Genomic DNA, 25,900 nt, shown 5'->3' with positions numbered 1-25,900 from the left:
CATAATCACGGCCTGCCGCGAGGATCTCGCGGTCGAAGCAAGACAATCAACCCGGATACCACTGCACTACCCATGTCGAATGACGCCGCGACCGAAGTGTCGTTGAAACATATTCTTGAACGCCCCGGCGACTTCTCCGGATGGCTCTATCTGCCGCCGATGCCATGGACGCCCGATACGGCGGGGGTATTCTCCGACGATGCCGGCGACGACGACGTCGCGGTGCCTGCCATCGCCCGGGAATCCGGCTGGAAGCTCACACTCGACAGCGCGACGATCGAGGACGTCGTGATCAACGCGCACGACCAGATCGACGAGCCGAGCATGGTCCAACTGTTCGACGCGTTCGTGTTCTACGTCGAAAACGACGCATTCATTCTTTTCTGACGGGGCCCAGGCCACTCACGCGCAGGACGCCGCGTTCAACTGGATGACACGATGGACGACATGAATCCGAAGCCGCGCGCCGCTGAACTCCACGACCGCGATTTCGACGTGATCTACGTTTATGCCGGCGGTTCCGGCGACGGGCCGGTTCACGAGGAGCTTCCGGCACGCGACGCGGGGCAGGGCGTCTACGAGCTGCTGGCGTCGCCGGGCCTGACGCTGAATCTCGCCAAGGGCGACCTCATCCGCATCGACGATCCCGATCGCCCGGCGACCGTGCTCGAGCGGGGCGGCAACTACTGCATCCAGATTTACGGAAGTGCGATTCCGGGCGATGAAATCGAACGGCTCGAATACGAGGTCGGGGCCGGACTGGGCGGAACGCTGGATGGTCGCCATGGCGGCTCGCTGGCGCTATCCGTTCCGGCGAAGGTTGGCGGCGAGCGAATTCGCGTCGTATTCGACGGCTTCACCGAGAGAACCGGTATCGCCTGGTACTACGCAAACATCTACCGCAACTTCGAGGATCCGGAGGATGAAACGCTGCTCGACTGGTGGCTCGACCGATAGTGACGCCACGCCAGCGCGTACTGCTCGCCGAACGTGAGCGCAAGCGATCGACGCACCGCTATGCCGGCAAACAAGCTGGTGCGCCACAGGACAGGAAGGGGATGATGAAAATGACTGACGATCCGGCCGAGCTGCGAGCGCGTCAGGAAGCTGTTTGTGCGCGATACGGCCTGCCCGTTGTCGAACCGGACGACATGGTTGCCGTCGCGATGTCGACGCTCGGGAAAGCGCCGGTCTACGGCACGCGCATCGTGCTGTCCGAAGGTCACAACGTAAGCTGGTTTTTTCATTGCGGCGAATACTCGGATGCCGCTGATTTTTATCAGCCGCTGCATGCCGCGCATCTGTCTACGCACCTGCCGCTGGTCTTGCCTTATCTGATGCTGCCGGCCGGTGCACGTTTCATCATCGATGACACCGGCTATGAGGACATCTGGATGGATCTGTCCGATAACGCGGAGCCGCGATGAGCGCACGGCAAACCTTCCGCAAGGCGTTGATGCTGCGCGATCGAGGAGGTCGTCCGCTGCCTCGACCATTTCGATCGCCACGACGACTTCCTCGATCTGGACCCGAACGGCATGCAGTCGCGAGCATGACTGAATAGCATGCCGCAATAAAAAAAGGACCGCTCGGCGGTCCTTTTTCATCGTGAAGCGAGGCACGAACAACCTGCACCCCTCAAGGCAGCGAAATCGTCAAATTCGCCGACTCCGGGCCCACCTTGATCACCTGCGAATAAGGCGCCAGCGCCTGCAGCGTCTTGTCCTTCAGATACGTGTTGAGCCCGAGATACCCGAGCAGCGCAACCAGCGCGAACACCGCCCCGATCGCCCACACCGGCACCTCGCGCTTCAGCCGATGCGCGATCTGATCCGGCAGCGGCCAATGCGGCGCGAACGGCGCCCGCTTGCCCTTCATGTGCGCGATCTCGTCCCCCAGCCGCGCGGTGAGGTAAGCCAGCTTCTCCGGCCCTTCGAGCAGATACTTGCCCTGGAACCCGAGCAGCAGGCACATGTGAAACACCTCGAGCGACTGCAGCCGCGCCGCACCCTGCGCGCGGCAATCCTCGAGATACTGGAAGAACTTCTCGCCCGCGAGCTGCTCGCCGAACAGCACGAGCTGCAGCGGCCGGCGTTCCCAGTCCGTGCGGATCTTGAACTGCGACGACAGCACCATCTCGTCGATCGCCGCGCAGAACGCGAACTTCGCGCTGTACACATCTTCAGCGGCGATATTCAGCTTCTTCGCGCCGCGCTCGAAGTCGGACAGGAATTCCTGGATCCGCGTGCTGAACTCGCCCGCGCCCTCCGGCTCCCGCCCGTTCTTGAGCAGGAACAGCATGAAGAACCCGTCGTACAGCAGGTCGAGCAGCGAACGAGCCTGGAACGAGGCGTCCGTCGACGCCGGGGTATGCAGGGGAGGCGGCGCGTTGTCGCCAAACAGGGAAGGCGCGTAGCTCATGATGTGACCGCGATCAGTTCGAATTTCAGGTCATTGATGCCAGTCGGCGCGTAGATCATCGCGGACTGGGCCTGCAGCATGCGCTCGTACAGCGCGCCGCGCGAATCGAGCGCGAAGTAGCAGGCGCCGGGGCGCACCGGAATCGCGGGCGGCACCTGCGGCGTGTACGAGAGCCGCACGCCGGGCATCGCCGACAGCACGAGCTTGTCGACGTCGTCGGGTGCGCCGACCTTGAAGCGGGCGGGTACCGCATCGACGAGCTCGACGCTCGGCATGTCCGCGGACACCGCCAGGTAGAACTCGGTCTTGTCGTCGATCTTGCCAGAATCGAGGCGGCCGAGATGGAACGACGGGCGCACCTCGTCGAGCGTGATCGCGAAGTAGCGCGTCGAGATCACGGTGTCGAGCAGCTCGCGCAGCATCAGGTCGAGACGCGCAAAGCTCGGGCCCGGATCGTCGTGGCGATACACCGGCAGGTCGGCGAGCGTATAGCCCTTCGAGAACGTCATCAGCTGGCCCGCGAGGCGCAGCAGCTCCTGGAACAGCCGCTCCGGATGCAGCGCCGAGTGCTGGTGCAGGTGCGCGAGCGTCGCGAACGCGGCGTTCGCGGTGTGCAGCAGCCAGAACGACGCGATGTCGCCCGAGCGGAATTCGATGATGTTCTTCGACGGCTCGCGGTGGAAGCCGTACAGCGCGTTCACCTTCGCCTGCAGCGCATCGACGAGCTGGCGCAGCCGCTGATGCAGGATCGGCGATGCGTCGATCGCGAGGCAAGGCGGCACGAAACTGTCGTCGATCTCGAAACCGGACGTCGCGGTGCGGCGCACGCGTACGAGCGGCACCGACAGCAGCTGGTCGCGCGGTTCGCTGTGCGCGATCAGCTTGACCTGTGTCTTCAGGAACGTGATGTCGGCTTCGGCGGCGTCGGTGAAGTTGTCGGCGATGCTCGTCTGCTCGCTGACGAAACGCGTCATGAAGCCGGCGGCCGGATCGTCGCTGTAGTTGGTGCCGTTCTCGCGCAGCGGGTGCAGCGCGAGATAGAACACGAATTCGTTGATGCCGTCAGGCAGCGTGTCCAGCGCGATCGGCGGCGGCAGGTCGTCGGCCTGCGGCGCGGCATACAGCGCGCCGTCCGGGAACACGAGCGCGAGCTCGGCCACCCGCAGCACGTTGCTGCCGAGCGCATCGCGGTCGATGCGCACCGAGCGCACGCCCCAGTTGTACGGCTGGATCGCCTGGATCGATTCGAACAGGCGCGCTTCGTGGTACGCGTCCTGTCGCTGAAAGTGTTGAGGCCGGAGGAACAGCCCTTCCCCCCACAGCACCTTGGCCGAATAACTCATGTCAAATCCGGTTAATGTCGCGTTGCGATGTAATCGATTCGTTCGTGCCCGAATTAAATCGCCAATTGTTAACTCTTGTTAATTGACATTCGTGCGTCATGTTTAACCGCAGGACACCGAAGAAAGCAAATTCAGCGGTTGCGAAGGCGCACCCTGTTGCGGTGCAATGACGGTGCCGTCGGTGACCGTCATCGCGCAATTATGCAGGCCGATGATTATGCCGGATTTCTCCGACTTCACCGGATCGAACGTCAGTTTCCATCGTTGTAGTGCGGGATCGCGGAACAGCGCGACGATACCGAATGCCTGCGCTTCGCGTGAAACCTTCTCGGTTGCCGTATAGCGCTGGCCCGGAATCAGCGTGATTTCACGCACGTTCAGCAGATCCGCGCCCAGTGCGGCTTTTTCCTTGGTCGGATCCGTAAATGCGTCGAATGGCGCCTGCTGGAACGACGTCGGGTCTTTCAGCGTATAGAGCCGCACGACGAGCGCGAGCGGTTTGTTGTCGGTCGCGGCATTCAGGTTCGGCGCCGCGGCGAGCGTGAGGCCGAGGTTGCGCGGCGGCTTCTGCGCGTCGGGCAACTCGGGCTTGCCGATGCCGGCCGCGGACATCACGGCGCTCGCGGCCGAGCCGAGCAGCGGGGCGGCCGCGCATCCGGCCAGAAGGGCGCAGGCAACCAGTGGCAGCGCGTAGCGAATCATCAACGATCTCATCGTATTTCCGGCGTGCCGCCTTTATCCCTGTCAAATCTGCCGGGTATTTCCGCGTTCGCTGCGTATCCCCGGCATTGCACCGTTCAACTATTAAGCACGCCCGCGTCATGGCAGGCGTCCGGAAATTTTTTCCGCCATCCGGGCGGCGCGTCGCGCAACCAGTAAAACTTGCCCAATCCGGCCGAAAGAAAAATCGCTGCGAGCCCGCTGCGAGAGGCCATTGGAGGGGGTAGCGCCCGGTTTTAAAAGGAATTACTCTTCACACGACGATTGAATTATGAAAAATTGATCGGTACTATACCCGCGCGCTTCTTGCAAAGCAAAAGAACCAGATTCTCAACGATTTAAAACTCACGCGCCGGTGGATATAACGATGAAAGACCGTCTCTTCGCAAAACTGTCTGGGGTAGTAGTGGCTTGCGGCGTGATCGCCGGTTGTGCGAGCCAGCCTCCCGCGCCGCCGACTGCCGAAGTGTTCAACAAGTCGCTGGCGGATGCGGACGCAGTTGCGAAGGCGGGGGACCAGGACAAGGCGCTCGGCCTGTACCAGCAGCTCGCGAAGTCGGATCCGACGCGCGAAGAGCCGTGGTCGCGCATTGCGCAAATCCAGTTCGCCCAGAACCACTACGGCCAGGCAATCGTTGCCGCGCAGGAAGCGCTGCAGCGCGACGCGACCGACCGTCAGGCGAAGAGCGTGCTGGCCGTGGCCGGCCTGCGGATCGCGACGCAGTCGCTCGGCGAACTGCGCCAGGATTCGTCGCTCGCGGGCGACGCGAAGTCGGATGCGCAGGCACTCGCGAAGCAGCTGCGCGATACGCTGGGCGAATCGGCGCTGTTCCCGCCGGAGACGAAGGCCGTGAAGCCGCGCCCGCCGCGCCGGGTCGTTCATCGTCCGAAGGCCGGCGCTGCACCGGCGGCCGAAGCAGCGGCGACCAGCACGCCGACGCCGCCCACCACGCCGCAGAAGGGCGGCGCGGATCCGTTCGGCGCACTGCGCAACTGACCGCAAAACTGACGCGATAACCACAACTAACCTGGGAGCCGTCGAGATGGCCAAGAAAGAAAGCATTCAGAAAAGCTTGCAGAAAATACGGCCGCCGCGCGTCCAACTGACCTACGAGGTCGAGAAGGGCGACGCGATCGAGGTGAAGGAACTGCCGTTCGTCGTCGGGGTCGTCGGCGATCTGGCGGGCCAGTCCGAAATCGAGCAGCCGAAGCTGCGCGACCGTAAATTCGTCAACATCGATCGCGACAATTTCGACGACGTGATGAAGGCGATCGAGCCGCGTGCCGCGTTCCAGGTGGAAAACCGCCTGAGCCCGGAAGGCGGCAAGTTCGCGGTCGACCTGAAGTTCCGATCGCTGTCGGATTTCAGCCCGGACGAAGTCGTCGAACAGGTCGAGCCGCTGCGGCGCCTGCTCGAGGCGCGCTCGAAGCTCGCCGACCTGCGCAACAAGCTCGCCGGCAACGACAAGCTCGAGGATCTGCTGTCCGAGGTGCTGAAGAACACACAGCAGCTGCAGGAGCTCGCGAAGGGCACGGGCGGCGACAAAGACGGCGAATGACGACGGAGTGTTGAGATGAACCAGCAAACGGCTGCGGCCCAAGCGAGCGGCGCGGACTACGCCGCCGGGACCTCGCTGCTCGACGATATCGTCGAGAAGAGCAAGGTCGCGAAATCCGATTCCGAGCATGCGCGTGCGAAGGACCTGATCGGCGAACTCGTGCACCAGGTGCTCGACGGCACGGTGATCGTGTCGGACAACCTGTCGGCCACGATCGACGCACGCGTCGCCGAACTCGACAGCCTGATTTCCACGCAGCTTTCCGCAGTGATGCACGCGCCGGAGTTCCAGCGCCTCGAAAGCACGTGGCGCGGGATGGATTACCTGGTCAAGGAAAGCAACACCGGCCAGACGATCAAGATCAAGGCGCTGCACGCACCGAAGCGCGACCTCGTGCGCGACTTCAAGGGCGCGAGCGAGTTCGACCAGAGCGCGCTGTTCAAGAAGGTCTACGAAGAAGAGTTCGGCACGTTCGGCGGCTCGCCGTTCGGTGCGCTGATCGGCGATTACGAGATCTCGCGCCAGCCGGAAGACATGTACTTCATCGAGCAGATGTCGCACGTTGCAGCGGCCGCGCATGCGCCGTTCATCGCGTCGGCGTCGCCCGAGCTGCTCGGCCTCGAGTCGTTCTCCGACCTCGGCAAGCCGCGCGACCTCGGCAAGGTGTTCGATACGGTCGAATATGCGAAGTGGAAGTCGTTCCGCGACGCCGAAGATTCGCGCTACGTCGGCCTGACGCTGCCGCGCTTCCTCGGCCGCCTGCCGTTCAATCCGAAGGACGGCCAGACCGCGGAGAACTTCAACTTCGTCGAGGACGTCGACGGCACCGACCACGACAAGTACCTGTGGTGCAACGCCGCGTGGGCGTTCGCTGCGCGCCTGACGGCCGCATTCGACGACTTCGGCTGGTGCGCGGCGATCCGCGGCGTCGAAGGCGGCGGCCTCGTCGAGGACCTGCCGACCCACACGTTCAAGACCGACGACGGTGAAGTCGCGCTGAAGTGCCCGACCGAAATCGCGATCACCGATCGCCGCGAGAAGGAGCTGAGCGACCTCGGCTTCATCCCGCTCGTCCATTGCAAGAACTCAGATTACGCCGCGTTCTTCGCTGCGCAGTCGGTGCAGAAACCCAAGAAATACAGCACCGACAGCGCGAATGCGAACGCCGTCCTGTCCGCCCAGCTTCAGTACATCTTCTCGGTATCGCGCGTTGCGCACTACCTGAAGGCGATGATGCGGGACAAGATCGGCAGCTTCGCATCGGCGCAGAACGTGGAGACTTTCCTCAACCGGTGGATTTCGCAGTACGTCCTGCTCGACGACAACGCCTCGCAGGAACAGAAGGCGCAATTTCCGCTGCGTGAGGCATCCATACAAGTGTCGGAGATTCCGGGCAAGCCGGGCTCGTATCGTTCGGTCGCGTTCCTGCGTCCGCACTTTCAGCTCGACGAACTCTCGATTTCTCTGCGACTTGTCGCTGATCTGCCCAAACCGGCAAATTCATAAGCGAGTAAATCGCCCGGGCGGGCCGCCTGGGTAGGACGTTAAAACCACCTCTTTGGGGAGTCGAAGGGCCATGTTACATATGCACTTGCAGTTTGGTAGTCCCGCGGTGAAGGGCGAGTCCGCGGACAAGGACCACCAGGGCTGGATCGAGCTGAAATCGTGGGATCACTCGATCGTTCAACCGCGTTCGGCAACCGCATCGACCGCTGGCGGTCACACGATGACGCGTTGCGAACACGGCGACATGATTTTCACGAAGGAAATCGATTCGTCGAGCCCGCTGCTGTACCAGCACGCTTCGGGCGGCACCACGTTCGACGAGGTGACGGTTCATTTCTCGCGCGCTGACGGTGAAGGCAAGCGCGTGCAGTATCTGGAAGTCAAGCTCAAGTACGTGATCATCTCGAGCATCGCCCCGAGCGTTCGCGAAGAAGGTCTGCCGCTCGAGACGTTCTCGCTGAAGTACGCAGCTGTGCAGTGGAAGCAAACCCAGCAGAAGATCGGCGGCAACCAGGGCGGCAACACGCAAGGCGCCTGGAGTCTGACGAAGAACGACAAGACCTACGCGGTCTAAGGTCGGTTGCGGCAACGGGGCGCGCGGCGTCCCGTTGCCGTTTTCGCTGTGAACACCGGCCGATGAAACGATTCGAACCCAGTTTTCTCGACAAGCTGTTCGACGACGAACCGCACCTGCCGGCCTCGGCAGCGATGCGGCAATTGTCGCTGGACGAGCTCAAGAACACGGTCGCCCGCGACGTCGAGGCGATCCTCAACACCCGTATCGCCCACACCGAAATCGAGCTGGCCGCGCTGCCGGAGTGCCAGAAGTCGGTGCTGACCTACGGGCTGAACGATTTCGCGGGGCTGAGCCTGGCGAGTCACTACGACCGCGCGTTCATCTGCAAGTCGATCCAGCAGGCCATCGCGCGCCACGAGCCGCGCCTGCAGCAGGTGCAGGTGACGTTCGAGCTGAACGAGCAGGCCACCAACGCGCTCTACTTCGCGATTCAGGCGCTGCTCGTCGTGCACCCGGCCGAGGAGCCGGTGAGTTTCGACGCGATGCTGCAGCCGTCGACGCTGCAGTATTCGGTTACGCGCGCACGCGCCGCAAGAATGCAGTAAATCATGCCGCCGAGCGGGCCGGACCGCCCGGTGGTGGATCAGGGTCCGGCAGGAAATATTGAGGTTCGGGGTCGTCGATGGAAGAATTGCTGCCGTATTACGAGCGCGAATTATCGTTTTTGCGGCGCTATTCGCGCGATTTCGCCGAACGCTATCCGAAGATCGCGGCGCGGCTCGCGTTGTCCGGCGAGCATTGCGAGGATCCGCACGTCGAGCGGATGATCGAGTCGTTCGCGCTGCTCGGCGCGCGCATCAACAAGAAGCTCGACGACGACTACCCCGAATTCACCGAAGCGCTGCTGGAAGTGCTGTATCCGCACTACCTGCGGCCGTTCCCGTCTTGCTCGATCGCGCAGTTCACGCCGGCGTCGCCCGGCCAGCAGACCGAACCGGTCGTGATCGGTCGCGGCACCGAGCTGAAGAGCCGCCCGGTCCGCGGCGTGCAGTGCCGGTTCCGCACTGCCTATGACGTGACGCTCGCACCGATCCGCATCTCGGAAGCACGCTACATGCCGGTCGCGCTCGCGCCGAGCGCGACGGTGCTGCCGTCGAACGCGACGGGCGTGATCTCGATCACGTTCGAATCGCTCGCCGCGCAGCTCGATCTCGGCGCGCTGAAGTTGCCGACGCTGCGCGCGCACCTGCATGGCGAGCAGTCGTTCGTCGCGGCGCTGACCGACTGCCTGTTCGTCAACGTGCTCGGCGCGTATGTCGAGCCGGAACGCAACGGCCGCTGGACCGCGCTGCGCAAGCTGCCGATCGCGCACGCCGGCTTCGACGAGGACGACGCGCTGATCGACTACCCGGCGAAATCGCATCCCGCGTATCGCTTGCTCACCGAATACTTCGCGTTCCCCGACAAGTTCGATTTCGTCGATTTCGACATCGCGGCGATCGCGCGCGCGAGCGGCCGCTGCCAGCGCGCGACGCTGCATCTCGTGCTGCAGGACGTGCGCAGCGATTCGCACGTCGCGCGGCTGCTCGAACTGCTGACGGCGAGCCATTTCCGGCTGTTCTGCACGCCGATCGTCAACCTGTTCCGCCAGCACGGCGAGCCGATCCGCATCACGCACCGCGCGGTGTCCTACCCGGTGATCGCCGAGGCGCGGCGCGCGTTCGCGTACGACGTGTATTCGATCGACTCGGTGAAGCTCGTCCGGCAGCAGGCGCACGAGGAATCGGTGATCGAGTTCCGGCCGTTCTATTCGCTGCATCACGGCGAATCGGCGCGGATCGGCCATTACTGGTTCGCGCGCCGCAACGATTGGGTCGCGCAGAAGAGCCCCGGCTATGAAACCGAGATCTCGATCGTCGACATCGATTTCGAGCCGACGTCGCCGCAGACCGACACGCTGAGCCTCGACCTCACCTGCACGAACCGCGACCTGCCGGCGATGCTCGCGTTCGGGCTCGAAGGCGGCGACCTGTTCCAGGAAGGTGGCGCGCAAACCAGCGGCATTTCGCTGCTGCGCCGCCCGACGCAGAGCGTGCGCTTCGAGCGCGGCCGTGCCGCGCACTGGCGGCTCGTGTCGCACCTCGCGCTCAATCACGTGTCGCTGGTCGCGCACGGGCTCGCGCCGCTGAAGGAAATGCTGACGCTGTACGACCTGCGGCGCACCGCCGTGTCGATGCGCCAGATCGACGGCCTCGTCGGCGTCGAACAGCGCGGCGCCGTGCAGTGGCTGCCCGGCAAGCCGTTCGCGACCTTCGTGCGCGGCATCGAGATCCGCCTGACGATCGACGAGGAGCACTTCGTCGGCGCAAGCCTGGCCTCGTTCGTGCGCGTGCTCGACAGCTTCTTCGGGCTGTACGTGCACCTCAACAGTTTCGTTCAACTAGTCGTCGTGTCGAAGCGCACCGGCGAGGAGATCATCCGATGCAAGCCCCGGACCGGCGAATCGATCCTGGCGTAGTCGACGCGCTGCTCGACGAACCGCACCGCTTCGAGTTCTTCCAGGCCGTGCGCGTGCTCGAAGGGCTGTTCGCGCGGCAGGCGTCGGACGCGCCCGGCGCATGGCGGCAGGGCGACGTGGTCGCGCAGCGCATCGAATTCCGCAATACGCTGTCGCTTGGCTTTCCGCCGAGCGAGATCGAAGGCGCGCGCTCGTTCGACGACGACGGCACCCAGCTCAAGACGGGCGAGGCGCGCGGCGCCGCGCTCGCGGCCGGCGAGCTCGGCCACGTCGAGCTGACGCCCGCGTTCTTCGGGCTGCTGGGTGGGCAGGGTGCGCTACCGCTGCATTACACCGAGCAGATCGTCGCGCGCGAGCACCTGAAGCGCGACCATGCGGCGCGCGCATTCTTCGACGTGTTCTCGAACCGCGCGACGGCGCTGTTCTATGCCGCGTGGAAGAAATACCGGCTGCCGTTCCATTACGAGCTCGACCGCGACGAGCGCTATCTGCCGCTGCTGCTGGCAATCGCGGGCGTGCCGAGCGACGAGGTGCGCGACAGCCTCGCGGCCGGCGCGGGCGGCGTGCTCGACGAGGCGGTCGCGGGCTATGCGCTGGCAGCGCGGCACCGGCCGATGTCGGCTGCGTACCTGCAGCGCACGCTGTCTGACTATTTCCGCGTGCCGGTGAAGATCGACCAGTTCGTCGGCAAGTGGTACGACGTGCCGCCCGACCAGTTGAGCGTGCTCGGCGAAGTCAACGCGGTGCTCGGCGCGACGGCGCTCGTCGGCGAACGTGTATGGCAGCGCGACATGCGCGCGCGGATCGTCATCGGCCCGCTGTCCAAGCGCGACTACGAGGCGTTCCTGCCCAGCGGCGCGCAGGCCGTCGCGCTGGAGCGGATGCTGACGCTGCTCGCCGGCGTCACGCTCGAATACGAGGTGAAGCTCGTGCTCAAGCGCACCGAGGTCGGCGCGAGCGTGCTCGGCGCGGGCTCGCGGCTCGGCTGGGACGCGTTCCTGTGCACGCGCGATGCAATCGAGGACCGCTCCGATGCCCGCTACGAACTGCACGTGATTCACTGATTCCGAACGACAACAAACACGCAATCGAACCTGAGACTGAGATCGACGCCATGAGCACGCCTCTGAAGACCCTGATCACGAAACTGAACCCGCTGTGCCGCCACGCGACCGAGCGTGCGGCAAGCGCGTGCCTGGCGCGCGGCCATTACGAGGTCGATCTGGAGCACCTGTTCCTCGCGTTGCTCGACGAAGCGACGGGTGACCTGCCGCTCGCACTGCGCGCGAGCCGCGTCGATCCGCACGCGCTGCACGCCGATCTTGAGCGCGAACTGACGCGCCTGAAGACGGGCAACACGCGCACGCCGGTGTTCTCCGTGCACCTGATCGCGCTGTTCGAACAGGCATGGCTGATCGCGTCGCTCGACTCGCAGCTCGGCCGCATCCGTTCGGGGCACCTGCTGCTCGCGCTGCTGACCGCGCCCGATCTCGCGCAGTTCGCGCAACGGATGTCGTCGCAGTTTGCGGAAATGAACGTGACGGACCTGAAGCACAAGTTCGACGAGATCATGGCCGGCTCGAGCGAAGCCGAGCCGCGTCAGGCGGACGACGAGGGTAGCGACGCCGCGCCGGCCGCCAACGGCATGGCACCCGCGGCCGGCCCGTCGAAGACGCCCGCGCTCGACACGTACACGACCAACCTCACGCAGCGCGCACGCGACGGCAAGATCGACCCGGTGATCGGCCGCGAAGCCGAGATCCGCCAGGCGATCGACATCCTGATGCGCCGCCGCCAGAACAACCCGATCATGACCGGCGAGGCCGGTGTCGGCAAAACGGCGGTCGTCGAGGGCCTCGCGCTGCGCATCGCGGCCGACGACGTGCCGCCGCCGCTGCGCGGCGTCGCGCTGCACGTGCTCGACATGGGGCTGCTGCAGGCCGGCGCGAGCGTGAAGGGCGAGTTCGAGAACCGCCTGAAGAGCGTGATCGACGAGGTGAAGAAGAGCGCGCATCCGATCATCCTGTTCATCGACGAGGCGCACACGATCATCGGCGCGGGTGGCCAGGCCGGCCAGAACGACGCGGCGAACCTGCTGAAGCCGGCACTGGCGCGCGGCGAGCTGCGCACGATCGCCGCGACGACGTGGAGCGAATACAAGAAGTACTTCGAGAAGGATGCGGCGCTTGCGCGGCGCTTCCAGGTGGTGAAGGTCGAGGAGCCGAGCGAGCCGCTCGCGGCCGCGATGCTGCGCGGGATGTCCGGCCTGATGGAGAAGCACTTCAACGTGCGGATCCTCGACGATGCGATCACCGAGGCCGTGCGCCTGTCGCACCGCTACATCAGCGGCCGCCAGCTGCCGGACAAGGCGATCAGCGTGCTCGATACCGCATGCGCGAAGGTTGCGCTTGCGCACAGCGCGACGCCGGCGGCGATCGACGACACGAAGAAGCGCATCGAGCGGATCGACGTGGAAATCGCGTCGCTGGAGCGCGAGGCGGCCGGCGGCGCGTCGCACGACGAGCGGCTCGGCGAGCTGCGTGGTGCGCGCGACACGGCGCTCGAACAACTCGCGAAGGACGAAGCGCGCTATGAAGCCGAGCGCGTGATCGTCGCCGAGATCACCGAACTGCGCGAAGCGCTCGACAAGGCACGCGGCCCGTCGGAAGACGGCCAGCCGGTCGACGTGCAGGCCACCCGCGACAAGCTCGCCGAACGCGTCGCGGCACTGCACGCGCTGCAGGGCGGCGAGCCGATGGTGCCGCTGCAGGTCGACGGCCACGTAGTTGCCGAGATCGTCGCCGCATGGACGGGCATTCCGCTCGGCCGGATGGTGAAGGACGAGATCGACACCGTGCTGAACCTGCAGCCGCTGCTCACCGCGCGCGTGATCGGCCAGGACCACGCGCTCGACGCGATCGCGCAGCGCGTGCGCACCGCGACCGCGAACCTCGAGGATCCGAACAAGCCGCGCGGCGTGTTCATGTTCGTCGGGCCGTCGGGCGTCGGCAAGACCGAGACGGCACTCGCGCTGGCCGACATCCTGTACGGCGGCGAGCGCAAGATGGTCACGATCAACATGAGCGAGTACCAGGAAGCGCACAGCGTGTCGGGCCTGAAGGGCTCGCCGCCGGGCTACGTCGGCTACGGCGAAGGCGGCGTGCTGACCGAGGCCGTGCGCCGCAACCCGTATTCCGTCGTGCTGCTCGACGAGGTCGAGAAGGCGCACCCCGACGTGCTCGAGATGTTCTTCCAGGTGTTCGACAAGGGCGCGATGGACGATGCGGAAGGGCGCGAGATCGACTTCCGCAACACGCTGATCATCCTGACGTCGAACGTCGGCTCCAGTGCCGTGATGCAGGCGTGCCTGAACAAGCCCGCCGAGGAACTGCCCGATCCGGACGCGCTCGCCGAGACGCTGCGCCCGCAGCTGTACAAGACCTTCAAGCCCGCATTCCTCGGGCGGATGAAGGTCGTGCCGTACTACCCGATTTCCGACGACGTGCTGGCCGAGATCATCGAGTTGAAGCTCGAGCGGATCCGCTGCCGGATCGAGGCGAACCACAAGGCCGCGTTCGAATGGGACGAATCGCTCGTCGATGCGGTGCTCGCGCGCTGCACCGAGGTCGACTCGGGCGCCCGCAACGTCGACCATATCCTGAACGGCACGCTGCTGCCGGAGATCGCGGGCCATGTGCTCGGCCGGATCGCCGACGGCGAGGCCATCGCGCGCATCGCGGTGCGCGCGGACGAGGCCGGCGAATTCACGTACACCGTCGAATGAGCGCGGCCGTGCAACACAAGCATTTGATGAACTGACCGAATCATGCCGATCAATCTCCCCGAGCTGCTGACGCCGATCAGCGATGCGTCGCCCAGCGGCGACGACCTGCTGTTTTCGAACGAATTCGACGCGATCCAGGACGCGCGGCGCTACGACGATCCGACGCTCGACCAGGGCGAATGGGTGACCGAGATCAAGGAGGCCGACTGGGGCTTCGTGGTCGACCATGCGGGCGAGCTGCTGCGCACGCGGACGAAGGACCTGCGGCTCGCCGTGTGGCTGACCGAGGCGCTCGCGCTCGAGGACGGCATCACCGGCCTCACCGAAGGCTATGCGCTGCTCGAGGGCCTGTGCCGCGACTTCTGGGACACCGTGCACCCGCTGCCCGAGGACGACGACACCGAGCACCGGCTCGGCAACGTCGCGTGGCTGTCCGGCCGCACGGCCGAGCTGCTGCGCGCGGTGCCGATGACGGACGGCGCGTCGAACGCGTTCAGCACGCTCGACTGGGAAGTGGCGCAGCACGTCGCGCAGGCCATCAAGCGCGACCCCGAACACGCGGACGACATCGCACGCGGCAAGCCGTCGATCGAGCAGATCGATTCGTCGCGGCGCGTGACGTCGATCGCGTTCTACACGGCGTTGCTCGCGAACCTGAAGGCGTTCGAATTCGCGCTCGATGCGTTCGAGGAAAGGCTCGTCGAGCGCGCGGGCGATTCGGCGCCGAGCTTCCGGCAGGCGCGCGACGCATTCGAGACGGTGTACCGGCTCGCCGAGCGCTTCGCGCGCGAGCAGGGCTATACGGGCAACGCACCGCACACGCAGTCGGCACCGCAGGCGCAGCCCGAGCGCATCGAGCCGGTGTTCGGCAATCCGATCCAGACCGAGGAGACTCATGTGCAGCCGCAGTCCGTTCCGCGCGCCCCGGTGACGCAGATGATCGCCGGCATCCAGAACCGTGCGCAGGCCGTCGACCAGTTGCGCGCGGTCGCCCGCTATTTCCGCCAGACCGAGCCGCACAGCCCGGTCGCGTATCTCGCCGACAAGGCCGCCGAATGGGCCGACATGCCGCTGCACAAGTGGCTCGAGAGCGTCGTGAAGGATGACGGCTCGCTGTCGCATATTCGCGAGCTGCTGGGCGTGCGGCCCGACGAGCAGTCGTAAACGCAAAACGGGCGGCGCATCGCTGCAGCCGCCCGTTGTCCGGTGCCGGGGTGCGCCGCGCGGCGCACCCCGTGCCGTCCGTTACTGCCCCACCCGGAACTCGATCCGCCGGTTCCGTGCGCGTCCGTCCGCCGTATCGTTCGGCGCGATCGGCTGATCCGGCCCGACGCCCGTCGTCGTCATCTGCTGCGGCGGAATGCTCTTCGTGATCAGGTAGCCCTTCACCGAGTCCGCGCGCGCCTGGCTCAGCGCGATGTTCGACGTGCGGTTCCCCGAGTTGTCGGTGTGGCCAATGATGTCGACCGTGCGGTTCTGCATCTTCGAGAGTGCGGTCGCCATCTGGTCGAGAATCAGCTTGCCCTGCGGCGTGAGCGTCGCGCTGCCGGTCTCGAACTCGATCGTCCGGTTCGCGAGCGTCTGGTCGAGCACACCCTGTTCGGACGCCGACACGCGCAGCCCGTTCTTGATCGTGTACGTCGGGTTCAGCGTGTTCGCCATGTCGCTCGCGAGCTGCTGGCGCTGCGCTTCGTTGTGCACCTCGCCCTTCATCTCGATCTGCGTGCCGTTGATCTTCAGTTGCCCCTTGCTGATCTGCTTGAGCTGCGTGCCGAGCAGTTTCTGCACGTTCGCGCTCCAGTTCGGCGGCGTGGCGACGTCACCGACCTCGATCTGGTCGACGACGTTCGTCGCGCCGTAGGTATCGCGCAGTTTCTGCAGCACGGCGGCCTTGGTCGCCTCGTCGGGCACCTTGCCGCCGACGACCACCTGGCCGGGCGTCGCGGTCGCGGGCGGCGGCGTGACGGTGCTCGCGGTGCCGGCCGTGCCGTGCACGACGGCGCCGGAGGCCGTCCCCGGTGCGGCACCGGTGTTCGCGGACAGCGCGGTCGTCGTGACCGTCCCGTTGCCGACCGGCGTGACGGTCGCGCCGGTGTTCTGCGCGAAGGCCGCGCCACTGGCGAAGAGCCCGGCAGCGAGGAGGGTGGCGACGGCGGGCGAGAGCGCGACCGAAAGGCGCGCGCGCCGGACGTGAATCGTGCGATGCATCCCGTCAGCCTCCGATGAACGCTTCGCGGAACGCGTCGATGGCGACGCGCAGCGAGAGTTGCGGTTGGTCGAGGTAGCTGACGAGCTTGCTGATCTGGTGATCGTTTTGCGCATGGGCGTCGATCCACTCGGGATCGTCGATGTCGATGTTGTGGGCGGCGTAGGTCTGCGGGTCGACGACGCTCAGCAGCGTCTTGGCCGACGCGCCGTTGAAGCCGATGATGAGCCGTTCGCGCTCGGCGATCGTGCCGATGAAGATCGCGAGCTCGAAGTCGGCCTGCGCGACGAACGGTGCGATCAGTTCGAGCCAGAACGCGGCGACGAGGCTGCGGTAGAACGGATCGACCGGCAGCGGCAGCGTGAGGCCGCGTTCGATGTGCGACGTGCCGCTCTGCATCACCGGCCGCAGCAGCGAGCCGAGCGCGAGCATCGCGCCGCGCAGCCGCACGGGATGACCGCTTTCGAGCAGCATCTCCTGGAGGCCGTACAGCGACTGGTGTTCGACGAAATCGTTGAAGGTGCCGTCATGCGACGTGCCGGGGCCGCCGACGTCGATCGGCACCTGCGTGTCGCCGAGCGCCTGCAGCGCGCCGGGCGGCTCGTCCTTGCCGAGCAGCGGCGGGATCTGCGTGGCGACGCGCGACCACAGCCGCGCGAACGCGAGCGGGCTGCGCGCGAGGAACGCGAGCGGCCGGTCGACCTCGAGCGCGGTGGCGCCGAGGAACGGGAAGCGGCGCATCGACACGTCGTGGCTCGCGACCATGTGGCCCGCGATCGCGAGCTTGCTGCGCGAGCCGAGGAACGCGAAATGCATCGGCTTCGCATCCTCGTAGACGAGCTTCCAGCGCGGATCTTCCGCGAGCAGTTCGAGCGCCTGCGCGATCCAGCGGTCGAGCGTCTGCAGCAGCTGCGGGTTGTGCGGGCTCTTCACGAAGTCGCCGCGCGACGGAATCTTGCCGAAGTAGGCGATTTGCGCCTGTACGGTTTGCGTCATTGCGCCCCCTGGGCATTCGTTGCGTTGGCGGCCGCGACGGCCGGCGCTGCCGCCGGCGTGCCCGTGCCGGCGGACTGGGTCGCGTTCTGCGCGGCGCCCGTGCTCGCGTCGGCGACCGACGACGGCAGCCGCAGGCCGCGCAGGCTCTGCTGCTGCGGCTGGTCACCGCCACCGCCGGACGGCTGCGACGTGCTGATGATGCGCATCGTCACCGACACGTTCACGCTGCCCTGCACCCACGTCAGGTCGAAGGTGCCGTCCGGACGGCGCTTGCGTTGCGCCGAGTTGATCAGCTTCTCGAGACCGTAGCGGCCCGGCTCGTTGACGAGCTGCACCGTGCGGCCGTCGAAGGTCGTCGCGGACAGCGTCGCGCCCGGCGAGCCCTGCGGGTTCGGCCACACGAAGTTGGTCCACTGCGGCGGCGTGTTGCGGTAGCGCAGTTGCTGGCCGTCGATCGCGATCGTGTATTCCGTCGTGCCCGTGCTCGGCTGCGGCAGGATCTGGAACACGGTCTGCGGCTCGGACGACGCGGCGGCGCTGCCTGCCGCACCGCCGGCGAGCGGCGCGACCCAGCGTGCGAAGCCGCTCGTGAAGTCCGGCGTGAGGCCGATGCCCATGTCGCCCCACGTGCGAGCGGCGAGGGTGTCGCCGCGGCGCACCGCGAGCGGCCCGAGCGTCGTGCCGACGAACTTCGCGATCGAGCCGTCCGGACCGAACACTTGCGCGATTTCACCGGCGCCGGCCTCGACCTTCGCGCTCGCCGCGAACGGGTACTTCGTCGCGAGCGAGTTCTGGAACGGCTGGTAGACCTGCGCGTTCCACACCTTGTTGACTTCGGCGCTGGCCGGCTGGATCACGACCGCGAACGCCTGCATCAGCGGCCGCACGAGCAGCGGACGCAGCGACTTGCGTTGCGAATCGGTGAGGCCCGTCAGCATCTGCTCGTCGACGAGCTTCAGCGAATCGGCAAGCTCCGAACCGTTGCCGTCGAGCGTCTGCTGCATCAGCTGGCGCGCGCCCGGCCCCGGGTCGCCCTGGTTCTTGATCACGTTGAAGCGCGTGCGGACCTTCGACAGCGAATCCATGTAGCCCTTGAGCATCGACGTGCCGTCATGCACCGCGACGATCCGCGCGAGCCCGATGAACTCCTGGCCGATCGGACCCATCGGCACCTCGGCCGGATTGCCGTTGATGTCGATGTTGGCGGCCGCCACCTGGCCGGCCGGCGAGCGCGAGAACAGTTGCTTGACCCAGTTCACGACGCCCGTCTGCGCCTTCTTGATCGTCACGTTCGCGAGCGACGGGTTGTCCCACGACGTCTGGTCGTACGCGGTCTCGAGGATCTTGCGGATCGGCGAATCCTGCGGGTCGCCGAGGCGGTTCATCCCGTCGACGGCCTGGCCGAAGCTGCTGAAGCCCTGCACCGCGATGCCCTGCATGAACTTCTGCCAGTGCTGCGCGTACTCGGTCTTGTACATGCCGACGAGCGTCTTCTGGATCTGCTCGGGGCTACCCTCGAGCGTCAGGTCGTCCTGCGTCGACGTGTTCAGCACCCAGTCCTTCGCCTGCAGTTCCTTGGTCGCCGCGTCGCGGATCGCCGGCTGCACGTAGTCGAACCACGCTTCGCGCGTGAACGTGCCCGGAATCGCATAGCTGCCTGCCACGAGCCCCTGGTTGCCGTCGCCGACGATGCGCGCGATGGTCATCGGCGCGAAGCGGGTCGACGCGCGTGCCTTGATTTCCTCGTACACGCGCTGGCGGGCCGGCATCCCGCGCACGACGTGGCGCAGGTTCTCGCGGGTCTGGTCGACGAGCGCGAGGTTCGCGTCGATCATCGGCCAGTCGTTGTCATTCACGCGCGACAGGTAGAACGAGATCATGCGCTCCGCGCTCTTGATCATCTCGTCGCGCGGCATGTTGCCGCGATTCGTCTCGAGCCAGCCGCGCCAGAAGCGGGCGAGCTGGTCGGTCAGGTGCGCCTGCTCGACGTGGCGCTTGTCGGACAGCATCAGGTACGTCTTGAGCGCGTTGTACGCGTCCTGCACGTTGGTCGGCGATGCGTCGCTGTAGAGGCCGCCCTGCGGTGCGGCCGGCTGCTGCGGTGCGGCGGCCGCCGCGGTGCCGGACGCGGCCAGCGCGGCACCGGCCTGCGGCGCGGCGCCTGCCGCGTTCGTCGAGACCGGAATCGCGCCACCCTGCACGGCGCCCGATTCGGGCGGGCGCGTCATCGGCACGAGCTGTTCGGGGTGCGCGTTCACGTCCTTCATGAACGACGCGAGGTTCTGCGACACGGGGGCCAGCAGGATCTGGCGCACGCCGTTGTAATACTCGGTCAGCAGGTGCTGCTCGAGACGGTCGCCCTGGTACAGGCCGAGCGACACCGACAGCGGCTTGTCGCGGCGGAACTGCTCGAGCTGCTCGATCCGGTCCTCGAGGATGTCCATCGCCTGCAGGCGCGACTGCAGGTCGTTGCGGCCCTGCTGCAGGCGCGTGACGTTGTCGAGGTCGGCCTGCACGTTCGAGACGAGCTGCTGGTTGCCGATCGTCGACCAGGTCCAGCCGCCGAGCGCGAGCGCGAGCGCCGCGACGAAGCCGAAGAAGGTCGCGTAGCGCAGCCGTGTCTTGGTCGGGCTCGCGAACTGACGCACCGTCTGGCGGTCCGCGAAGATCACCTTCGAGAACAGGTCGCGCAGGAAGAAGCCGTTCTTCGAGAACGCACTGTGCGGTTTCGGCAGCGCGGCGCCGTCGAGGCCGAAGCGGTGCGCGATGCGCTGCGCGGCCGCGCTGTTGGTTTCGCCTTCCTGCAGCGCGCTGGTGAAGTAGAAGCCGCGGAAGATCGGCTTGTACTGGAACGGGTTGTTCTCGAACAGCGTCGCGAGGAACGCACGCAGCGACGGCTTGATCGTCGAGAATTCGAGCGGGAAGCTCAACTGGCCCGGCGACAGCTGGTTGCCGCGCGACAGCGACAATTGCGCGACGCTGATTTCCTTCAGCCCTTCGTAGAGCTCCTCGAAGTGCGTGTCGAACTGCGCGACGACGTCGCGCTTGTCGTCGGGCTCGTAGGGCAGGGTGGCGCCCCATACGCGGTCGTACTCGTGCTTGTCGCTGCTGCTGAAGAATTCGGTGAAGCCGGTGATCAGGTCGGCCTTCGTGAACATCACGTAGACCGGCGCGAACACTTCGAGCTTCTCCGTCAGCTCCTGAACGCGCTGGCGGAGGTTTTTCGCGAGGTTGATCGCGAATTCGGGGCGGTTGCCGGTGAGTTCGGCGATGCTCGCGGTGACGATGATGCCGTTGATCGGCGCTTTCGGGCGATAGCGCTTGAGCAGGCCGAGGAAGCCGAGCCATTCGCTGCGGTCTTCTTCATGCACCGAATAGCGGCCGGCCGTGTCGAGCAGGATCCCCTCGGTCGTGAAGAACCAGTCGCAGTTACGCGTGCCGCCGATGCCGTGGATCACGGCGCTGTTCTTGTCCGCGAACGGGAACTGCAGGCCGGAATTGAGCACGGCGCTGCTCTTGCCCGCGGCCGGGTTGCCGATGACGATGTACCACGGCAGTTCGTACAGCGCGGAGCCGCCCGACACTTGGCCGATCTTCGACGTCTTGATCGTCTTCACCGCGTCCGACAGGCGCGTGCGAAGCACGTCGAGGTCGGCCGTCTTCGCGTCGGGAGCGAGCGCGGCGGCGGCGGGCGCGGCGATCTTGCCGGTTTCCGCCTGCTCTTCCAGTATCTGGCCGAGCTGCTGGTTCGCGCGCTTCACGCGCCAGCGGCGCCACAGCGCGACGACGAGCCACAGCGCGAGGATCGCCGCGAACGCGATCGCCGCCCACAGGAGCGGCAACTGCAGCATGTCGGCGACGATGAAGAGGATGGCTGCTAGCGCGACGATCCCGACGATCGAGAGCGTACGCGGATGAGTCAGCACGTTGAGGATGCGTTGCATAGGACGTTCAGGTTCCGGTGCGATTCGGTGAGGCGACGCAGGCGCGCCGAGCGGCAAGGGTGGCGCCGCGATGTGTCGCCATGCTGTCAAACGGGATGAAGGGAGCCGGCATCAATGCGCCCGCGGCATCGGAGAGGGCGCGCGCATTAACGAAAGGACGCTGTGAGATTTAAAACGGAAGCGGCGGCCGGAAAAAATCGCGCACCGGAATGCATGATTTTTTGCGCCGCCCATATCGTTTCCTGCCGGGATATTAAAAAGCCCCATGCCGCCCTCATTATTTCCTGTCCGGCAGCCCTGGCTAGCTGCCGCGTCCCAGTTTAAAACCGGGTTTATGGTATTCCACGTGCCCGAGATCCATCATTTTCCAGCGGCCCCCCCAGGTCAGGCCAACCTGTTCGGCGACCTGGCCATACAACTGGTAGCCGCGCATCGCCCACGGATCTTTCTCGGAAATGACCAGCTTGCCGTCGCGCAGGAATGCGTTATCGGTCGCCAGCCCGAATTGGTGATAACTCTGGAAGGCTGCCGCGTTGGTCACGTTGCTGCCCATCTGCGCCAGCCGGTTCTGCCGTTCCGGGCTCCGATAACCTTCCAGCAACGCCATTTCATAACCATATTGTTCGTGCATGATCTTGTAGACCAGCAGCAAACGCGTACGGAAATCCGGGTCCAGCAGGTTCCAGTCGCGGCTCGCATCCTTCAGCGCCGGGCGTACCTGTTCGACTTCCTTGGTGGCGAAGACTTCCGGCGGCAGCGGCGGGGGCGGCACGAGTTGTTCGCCCTGCAGCAGCGCGGCGATCTTCTCGTCGGGCACGCGCGCCGTGTCGTCGTACTGGAACAATTGCCGGCCGCGTAACGCAATGGCGACCAATGGCGGCGTCGCAAGAATACCTGCCGATACCATAATCATCAAGCGCCGGCGAACCAGTAAATTTTGCACATCGTTTAAAGCGCCGCGCGTAACGCTTGCCGATTTAACAATCTGACTTCGCGTACGCGCGGCGCGATCGTTCGCACGGCGCGTTAGACGGCCGTGAAACTGGGCGACGGATTCGAAAACGGTCGCGCGGATACCCGGTAAAAGCAACAGTGCCGCAACGGCTACGGCAAGGGCGAAATAGGCGATGAGTGCGACGGCAATCAACGAAATCCCCGGAAATTGGAATTGATTGTGTTTTGCAATGCTTGCTCTTAGAATCAGGCTGCTTCGAGAGGCCGGGCTATATTATCGCGGTGAATTAAACCAGGATTCAATGAGACGCTGAATGAGTGCGCCGGAAAATTCAAATTCGAAAACTCCGCCCAGCCTGCTGTCCGATACTAAACCGGCAGGCGACGGAGGAGCTCAGCAGTCGCGCATTCTCGCGAATCTGGAAGGACGTGTCACGCCGCCGGCCGAACCGCCGCGCCGTTCGCTGAAAGCGCCGATCGCCGCCGTCGTGGCCCTGGTGGTTGCCGTCGGTGGCTGGGGCGCGTGGCGCGTGCAGCATTCGGGCGAGCAGGTTCCCGCCGTCACGGCCGAGGCCGCGCCTGCAGCCGCCGCGCCGGCGAAGGCCGCAGTGGCCAGCGATGCCGCCGTGCAGGTCGCGCAGAATGCCGCGTCCGCCGCTTCCGCCGTACAACCGGCCACGATCGTCAACGACGACGCGGCTTCCCGAACCGTTGCATCCGCATCGTCCGCGTCCGCCGCGGACAACAGCCGTTTGTCACGCGCGCTCGCCAGTGGCGCCGACGACGCATCGGGCGCGGCCACGGCCGGTGCGGCCGCCGCCGCTGCTGCTGCGACGACCAAGACCGCGAAGGCCGACGCTGCGAAGGGCGCGAAGGTCGCGGCGCACGGCAAGGCCGATGCGAAGGCCGACACGAAGGCAGATGCGAAGGCCGAGGCCCGCAAGCATCGCAAGGAACAGCAGGCCGAGCTCGCGCAGGCGAAGAAGCATCGCGACGCGACGCCGGCCCGTACCGCGAAGGCTGCCGGGAAGGACGATCCGGATGCGGATCTGCTCGCCGCGCTGGTCGCGCGCACGAAGCCGGCCGACAAGAAACTCGCCGCGCAGAAGACGCAGGCCGTGCCGACCAAGACGGCCGCGACGACCGGCTCGCTGGCGTCGCGCGTGAAGGAGTGTTCGGAGCGCGGTTTCTTCGAGGATCAACTGTGCCGCTGGCGCGTCTGCGAAGGCCACTGGGGCAAGGATCCCGCGTGCCCGAGCGCCGCACAGTCGGAGACGCGGCAGTAACGCGTCTTGCGCATGCCGCCCGCCGCACCTGCGCCGCCCGTTGGGCGGCGCGTTGCTTTGGGGGCAGGGAATCGGACGGTATGATGCGGCGTGACGCTGTCACGGGCGCGTCACGCCCGTCGGGCATACGTCTCCTTTCCCTTTCCGGCGCGGGCTCGCGACCCGCTATGCGCGGTGCGCCGCGCGCCGCACGACCTTCGACACGATGGAACTGATCGTACAGACTTACGGCGCCGATACGTCCGGCATGGTGTGCGGATTCCGCTTCGTTCCGGGCGGATCCGGCGCGACGCTCGATGCGGACGCGGCTGCCGCATGGCTGCGCACGTGTCGCGAGAACGATGCCGCGTCGGGCGATTTCGTCTGGCTGCACTTCAACCTCGCGCACGGCGCGAGCGAGCGCTGGATGCGCACGCATCTCGGTCTGCCCGACAGCTTCTTCGAATTCCTTCACGAAGGATCGCGCTCGACGCGCATCGAACAGGAAGACGGCGCATTGCGCGCGATCGTCAACGACGTGATGTTCAACCTCGAACTGACGCCTTCGGAGATCGCGACGCTGTTCGCCCACGTCGAGCGGCGCATCATGGTCACCGCGCGGCTCAAGCCGCTGCGCTCGGTCGACACGCTACGCGCGTGCGTGCGCGACGGCGAGCAGTTCAGGTCGCCCGCGGAACTGCTCGTGCACCTGCTGCGCGACCAGGCCGACCTGCTGATCCAGATCATGCGGCGCACGAGCGTCGACGTCGACCGCATCGAGGATCGCTTCCTGTCGCAGCGGCTCACGTCGAGCCGCATCGAGCTCGGCGCGATGCGCCGCACGCTGACGCGCCTGCAGCGCATGCTCGCGCCCGAGCCCGGGTCGATCTTCCGGCTGCTCGCGAAGCCGCCCGCGTGGCTGCACGTGGAAGACGTGCAGGAGCTGCGCGAGTCGACCGAAGAGTTCTCGCTGGTGCTCGCCGATCTGGCGGGGCTCAACGAGCGGATCAAGCTGTTGCAGGAAGAGATCGGCTCGCGTCTCGACGAGCAGAACAACCGGACGCTGTTCACGTTGACGCTCGTGACCGTGATCGCGCTGCCGATCAACATCGTCGCCGGCTTCTTCGGGATGAACGTCGGCGGCGTGCCGTTCTCGGAGAACAAGCACGGCTTCTGGCTGATGGTGCTGCTCGTCGCGGGCTTCACGGGGCTCGCCGCGTGGTGGGCGTTCCGCCGGCGCGACGACCGCTAGCGCCATCGGCGCCGCATCGACGCGTCAGCGCAGCAGCGCGATCGCGCGTTCGCCGATCACCATCCCGAGCAGGCCCACGAGCGCGACGAGCGGCGGAGCCGGCGAGCGCACGTGCAGCAGCGCGTACAGCACGCCGACGCCGAGGCCCACCGCGAGCGAAGTCACGTAATCCATCATGGCGGTCTCCCGTGTGGTCCGGCGTCAGGGCTTGAGGATGACGCGCTCGCGCGCACCGGCCAGCACCGCGCGATACGCGTCGTGCGCGCGCTCGAGCGGGTACACGTAGTCGTCGCCGATCGGGAACGGGCGCAGCGTGCCGTTGCCGAAGCCGGGTGCGAGCGTGTCGAGGATCTGCGCGACCGCGGCGCCGCCGAGTTGCAGTGAATCGATGCCCACGAACGTGTGCTGGCCGCGATAGAACGCGAAGATGTCGAACGGCACGCTGCGGTCGATCGTCGAGATGAAGATCTGCCGCGCCCCGATCGCCATTGACGCATTCGCCGCTTCGAAGTACGGGCTGCCGACCGTGTTGTAGACGATGTCCGCACCATGGCCGCCGGTCGCCGCGCGCACCGTGTCGGCCACCGGTTCTTTCGACGCATCGATCATGTGCACGTCGCTCGATGCATGGCCGCGATAGCCGCCGGCGCTGCGCTCGACGCCGATCACGGTCGCGCCGTGCGCGGTCGCGAGCTGGATCGCGGCCTGGCCGACCTTGCCGTTCGCGCCGAACACGAGTACGACGTCGCCGGCCGTCGGCATGCCGGCGCGGCGCAAGCCTTCGTACGCGGTGACGAACGGCACGCCGACGCCGGCCGCTTCGTCGAGCGTCAGCACCGCGGGCTTGCGGCGCACGAGGGCCGCGTCGAGCACGAGCCACTCGGCATGCGAGCCGTCGCGATGCACGCCGAGATA

Annotated in this window: 23 protein-coding genes; 14 read left to right on the top strand and 9 right to left on the bottom strand. The window is 66.0% G+C overall.

From position 1 onward, the window contains the following. Positions 1-72: 72 nt before the first annotated feature. Genes G3O06_RS17450 through G3O06_RS17440 form a run of 3 tightly spaced genes read left to right on the top strand, consistent with a single transcriptional unit; the run spans position 73 to position 1,427 of the window. Positions 73-387 carry a hypothetical protein gene (locus G3O06_RS17450; protein WP_205816913.1) on the top strand — a complete coding sequence of 105 codons (315 nt, stop codon included), beginning with the start codon at positions 73-75 and terminating at the stop codon, positions 385-387. Between the two features lie 51 nt (positions 388-438). Beyond that, the gene (locus tag G3O06_RS17445) at positions 439-957 is read left to right on the top strand and encodes a DUF4265 domain-containing protein (protein ID WP_241020092.1); all 519 of its coding nucleotides are present in this window, start codon (positions 439-441) and stop codon (positions 955-957) included. Beyond that, on the top strand, positions 957-1,427 hold the full coding sequence (locus G3O06_RS17440; RefSeq protein ID WP_241020091.1) for a hypothetical protein: 471 nt from the start codon (positions 957-959) through the stop codon (positions 1,425-1,427). Before G3O06_RS17445 ends, G3O06_RS17440 begins: the two co-directional genes overlap by 1 nt. Before the next feature lie 211 nt (positions 1,428-1,638). On the opposite strand, the gene icmH is transcribed toward G3O06_RS17440, so the two are convergent. The 3 genes from icmH to tssJ all read right to left on the bottom strand — a co-directional run bounded on the left by icmH (position 1,639) and on the right by tssJ (position 4,478). Further along, a complete protein-coding gene (gene icmH / locus G3O06_RS17435; RefSeq protein WP_174969723.1) occupies positions 1,639-2,421 on the bottom strand; it encodes a type IVB secretion system protein IcmH/DotU in 783 nt (260 codons plus the stop codon). Next, positions 2,418-3,764, bottom strand: coding sequence for a type VI secretion system baseplate subunit TssK (tssK, locus tag G3O06_RS17430; protein ID WP_174969722.1), 1,347 nt, complete (start codon positions 3,762-3,764; stop codon positions 2,418-2,420). The genes icmH and tssK overlap by 4 nt, the downstream gene beginning before the upstream one ends. 102 nt (positions 3,765-3,866) lie before the next feature. Beyond that, positions 3,867-4,478, bottom strand: a complete 612-nt coding sequence (tssJ, locus tag G3O06_RS17425) for a type VI secretion system lipoprotein TssJ (RefSeq protein WP_174969721.1) — start codon at positions 4,476-4,478, stop codon at positions 3,867-3,869. Between the two features lie 373 nt (positions 4,479-4,851). Here tssJ and G3O06_RS17420 point away from each other — a divergent pair, with 373 nt between their 5' ends. The 9 genes from G3O06_RS17420 (at position 4,852) to tssA (ending at position 15,532) form a co-directional block, all read left to right on the top strand. Further along, positions 4,852-5,481, top strand: coding sequence for a tetratricopeptide repeat protein (locus G3O06_RS17420; protein ID WP_174969720.1), 630 nt, complete (start codon positions 4,852-4,854; stop codon positions 5,479-5,481). Between the two features lie 46 nt (positions 5,482-5,527). Next, complete coding sequence (tssB, locus tag G3O06_RS17415) at positions 5,528-6,043, top strand: type VI secretion system contractile sheath small subunit (protein ID WP_006484395.1); 516 nt, start codon at positions 5,528-5,530, stop codon at positions 6,041-6,043. A gap of 15 nt (positions 6,044-6,058) precedes the next feature. Next, on the top strand, positions 6,059-7,549 hold the full coding sequence (gene tssC, locus G3O06_RS17410; RefSeq protein ID WP_174917419.1) for a type VI secretion system contractile sheath large subunit: 1,491 nt from the start codon (positions 6,059-6,061) through the stop codon (positions 7,547-7,549). A 70-nt stretch (positions 7,550-7,619) separates the two neighbouring features. Next, positions 7,620-8,123 (top strand): type VI secretion system tube protein Hcp, encoded by a 504-nt coding sequence (locus G3O06_RS17405; protein WP_006477093.1) that lies wholly within the window; start codon positions 7,620-7,622, stop codon positions 8,121-8,123. 62 nt (positions 8,124-8,185) lie between these two features. After that, positions 8,186-8,671: a type VI secretion system baseplate subunit TssE gene (gene tssE, locus G3O06_RS17400; protein WP_043191646.1), complete on the top strand. Its 486-nt coding sequence runs from the start codon at positions 8,186-8,188 to the stop codon at positions 8,669-8,671. 77 nt (positions 8,672-8,748) lie between these two features. After that, complete coding sequence (gene tssF, locus G3O06_RS17395; RefSeq protein WP_174969719.1) at positions 8,749-10,584, top strand: type VI secretion system baseplate subunit TssF; 1,836 nt, start codon at positions 8,749-8,751, stop codon at positions 10,582-10,584. Continuing rightward, the gene (tssG, locus tag G3O06_RS17390) at positions 10,548-11,648 is read left to right on the top strand and encodes a type VI secretion system baseplate subunit TssG (protein WP_205816912.1); all 1,101 of its coding nucleotides are present in this window, start codon (positions 10,548-10,550) and stop codon (positions 11,646-11,648) included. Before tssF ends, tssG begins: the two co-directional genes overlap by 37 nt. Positions 11,649-11,698: 50 nt before the next feature. Further along, positions 11,699-14,368, top strand: a complete 2,670-nt coding sequence (gene tssH / locus G3O06_RS17385; RefSeq protein ID WP_205816911.1) for a type VI secretion system ATPase TssH — start codon at positions 11,699-11,701, stop codon at positions 14,366-14,368. Between the two features lie 42 nt (positions 14,369-14,410). Then, positions 14,411-15,532 carry a type VI secretion system protein TssA gene (gene tssA, locus G3O06_RS17380; protein ID WP_174969716.1) on the top strand — a complete coding sequence of 374 codons (1,122 nt, stop codon included), beginning with the start codon at positions 14,411-14,413 and terminating at the stop codon, positions 15,530-15,532. An 81-nt stretch (positions 15,533-15,613) separates the two neighbouring features. On the opposite strand, the gene G3O06_RS17375 is transcribed toward tssA, so the two are convergent. The 4 genes from G3O06_RS17375 to G3O06_RS17360 form a co-directional block, all read right to left on the bottom strand. After that, positions 15,614-16,576, bottom strand: coding sequence for an OmpA family protein (locus G3O06_RS17375; protein WP_205816910.1), 963 nt, complete (start codon positions 16,574-16,576; stop codon positions 15,614-15,616). A gap of 4 nt (positions 16,577-16,580) precedes the next feature. Beyond that, positions 16,581-17,570: a type VI secretion system-associated protein TagF gene (tagF, locus tag G3O06_RS17370; RefSeq protein WP_174917413.1), complete on the bottom strand. Its 990-nt coding sequence runs from the start codon at positions 17,568-17,570 to the stop codon at positions 16,581-16,583. Further along, complete coding sequence (tssM, locus tag G3O06_RS17365) at positions 17,567-21,514, bottom strand: type VI secretion system membrane subunit TssM (protein WP_205816909.1); 3,948 nt, start codon at positions 21,512-21,514, stop codon at positions 17,567-17,569. Before tssM ends, tagF begins: the two co-directional genes overlap by 4 nt. A gap of 301 nt (positions 21,515-21,815) precedes the next feature. Further along, a complete protein-coding gene (locus G3O06_RS17360) occupies positions 21,816-22,661 on the bottom strand; it encodes a M15 family metallopeptidase (protein ID WP_174917411.1) in 846 nt (281 codons plus the stop codon). A 121-nt stretch (positions 22,662-22,782) separates the two neighbouring features. On the opposite strand from G3O06_RS17360, the gene G3O06_RS17355 reads away from it, so the two are divergent. Both G3O06_RS17355 and G3O06_RS17350 read left to right on the top strand, forming a co-directional pair. Beyond that, positions 22,783-23,754, top strand: a complete 972-nt coding sequence (locus G3O06_RS17355; protein WP_205816908.1) for a phage tail protein — start codon at positions 22,783-22,785, stop codon at positions 23,752-23,754. 205 nt (positions 23,755-23,959) lie between these two features. Next, positions 23,960-24,985 carry a transporter gene (locus tag G3O06_RS17350; RefSeq protein ID WP_205816907.1) on the top strand — a complete coding sequence of 342 codons (1,026 nt, stop codon included), beginning with the start codon at positions 23,960-23,962 and terminating at the stop codon, positions 24,983-24,985. Between the two features lie 24 nt (positions 24,986-25,009). Here the strand turns inward: G3O06_RS17350 and G3O06_RS17345 are convergent, their stop codons facing one another. Then, positions 25,010-25,162 carry a DUF1427 family protein gene (locus tag G3O06_RS17345; protein WP_081051886.1) on the bottom strand — a complete coding sequence of 51 codons (153 nt, stop codon included), beginning with the start codon at positions 25,160-25,162 and terminating at the stop codon, positions 25,010-25,012. 24 nt (positions 25,163-25,186) lie between these two features. Beyond that, positions 25,187-25,900, bottom strand: a 714-nt coding sequence (locus tag G3O06_RS17340; RefSeq protein WP_205816906.1) for a zinc-binding alcohol dehydrogenase family protein, incomplete at its 5' end; no start/stop codon positions are given.

Source organism: Burkholderia sp. Ac-20345, from assembly GCF_017104825.1.
Classification (GTDB): domain Bacteria; phylum Pseudomonadota; class Gammaproteobacteria; order Burkholderiales; family Burkholderiaceae; genus Burkholderia; species Burkholderia lata_B.
Note: the sequence above shows the minus strand (reverse complement) of the source record. Positions and strands in the feature narration are given on the sequence as shown.

Excerpts from the sequence above, each read along its gene's own strand:
- G3O06_RS17345 (WP_081051886.1), bottom strand. The coding sequence starts at position 25,162 with ATGATGGATTACGTGACTTCGCTCGCGGTGGGCCTCGGCGTCGGCGTG.
- tssE (WP_043191646.1), top strand. The coding sequence starts at position 8,186 with ATGAAACGATTCGAACCCAGTTTTCTCGACAAGCTGTTCGACGACGAA.
- G3O06_RS17375 (WP_205816910.1), bottom strand. The coding sequence starts at position 16,576 with ATGCATCGCACGATTCACGTCCGGCGCGCGCGCCTTTCGGTCGCGCTC.
- tagF (WP_174917413.1), bottom strand. The coding sequence starts at position 17,570 with ATGACGCAAACCGTACAGGCGCAAATCGCCTACTTCGGCAAGATTCCG.
- tssK (WP_174969722.1), bottom strand. The coding sequence starts at position 3,764 with ATGAGTTATTCGGCCAAGGTGCTGTGGGGGGAAGGGCTGTTCCTCCGG.
- tssH (WP_205816911.1), top strand. The coding sequence starts at position 11,699 with ATGAGCACGCCTCTGAAGACCCTGATCACGAAACTGAACCCGCTGTGC.
- G3O06_RS17355 (WP_205816908.1), top strand. The coding sequence starts at position 22,783 with ATGAGTGCGCCGGAAAATTCAAATTCGAAAACTCCGCCCAGCCTGCTG.
- tssC (WP_174917419.1), top strand. The coding sequence starts at position 6,059 with ATGAACCAGCAAACGGCTGCGGCCCAAGCGAGCGGCGCGGACTACGCC.
- tssM (WP_205816909.1), bottom strand. The coding sequence starts at position 21,514 with ATGCAACGCATCCTCAACGTGCTGACTCATCCGCGTACGCTCTCGATC.
- tssF (WP_174969719.1), top strand. The coding sequence starts at position 8,749 with ATGGAAGAATTGCTGCCGTATTACGAGCGCGAATTATCGTTTTTGCGG.
- tssB (WP_006484395.1), top strand. The coding sequence starts at position 5,528 with ATGGCCAAGAAAGAAAGCATTCAGAAAAGCTTGCAGAAAATACGGCCG.
- tssJ (WP_174969721.1), bottom strand. The coding sequence starts at position 4,478 with ATGAGATCGTTGATGATTCGCTACGCGCTGCCACTGGTTGCCTGCGCC.
- tssA (WP_174969716.1), top strand. The coding sequence starts at position 14,411 with ATGCCGATCAATCTCCCCGAGCTGCTGACGCCGATCAGCGATGCGTCG.
- G3O06_RS17445 (WP_241020092.1), top strand. The coding sequence starts at position 439 with ATGGACGACATGAATCCGAAGCCGCGCGCCGCTGAACTCCACGACCGC.
- G3O06_RS17350 (WP_205816907.1), top strand. The coding sequence starts at position 23,960 with ATGGAACTGATCGTACAGACTTACGGCGCCGATACGTCCGGCATGGTG.
- G3O06_RS17450 (WP_205816913.1), top strand. The coding sequence starts at position 73 with ATGTCGAATGACGCCGCGACCGAAGTGTCGTTGAAACATATTCTTGAA.
- tssG (WP_205816912.1), top strand. The coding sequence starts at position 10,548 with ATGCAAGCCCCGGACCGGCGAATCGATCCTGGCGTAGTCGACGCGCTG.
- G3O06_RS17420 (WP_174969720.1), top strand. The coding sequence starts at position 4,852 with ATGAAAGACCGTCTCTTCGCAAAACTGTCTGGGGTAGTAGTGGCTTGC.
- G3O06_RS17405 (WP_006477093.1), top strand. The coding sequence starts at position 7,620 with ATGTTACATATGCACTTGCAGTTTGGTAGTCCCGCGGTGAAGGGCGAG.
- icmH (WP_174969723.1), bottom strand. The coding sequence starts at position 2,421 with ATGAGCTACGCGCCTTCCCTGTTTGGCGACAACGCGCCGCCTCCCCTG.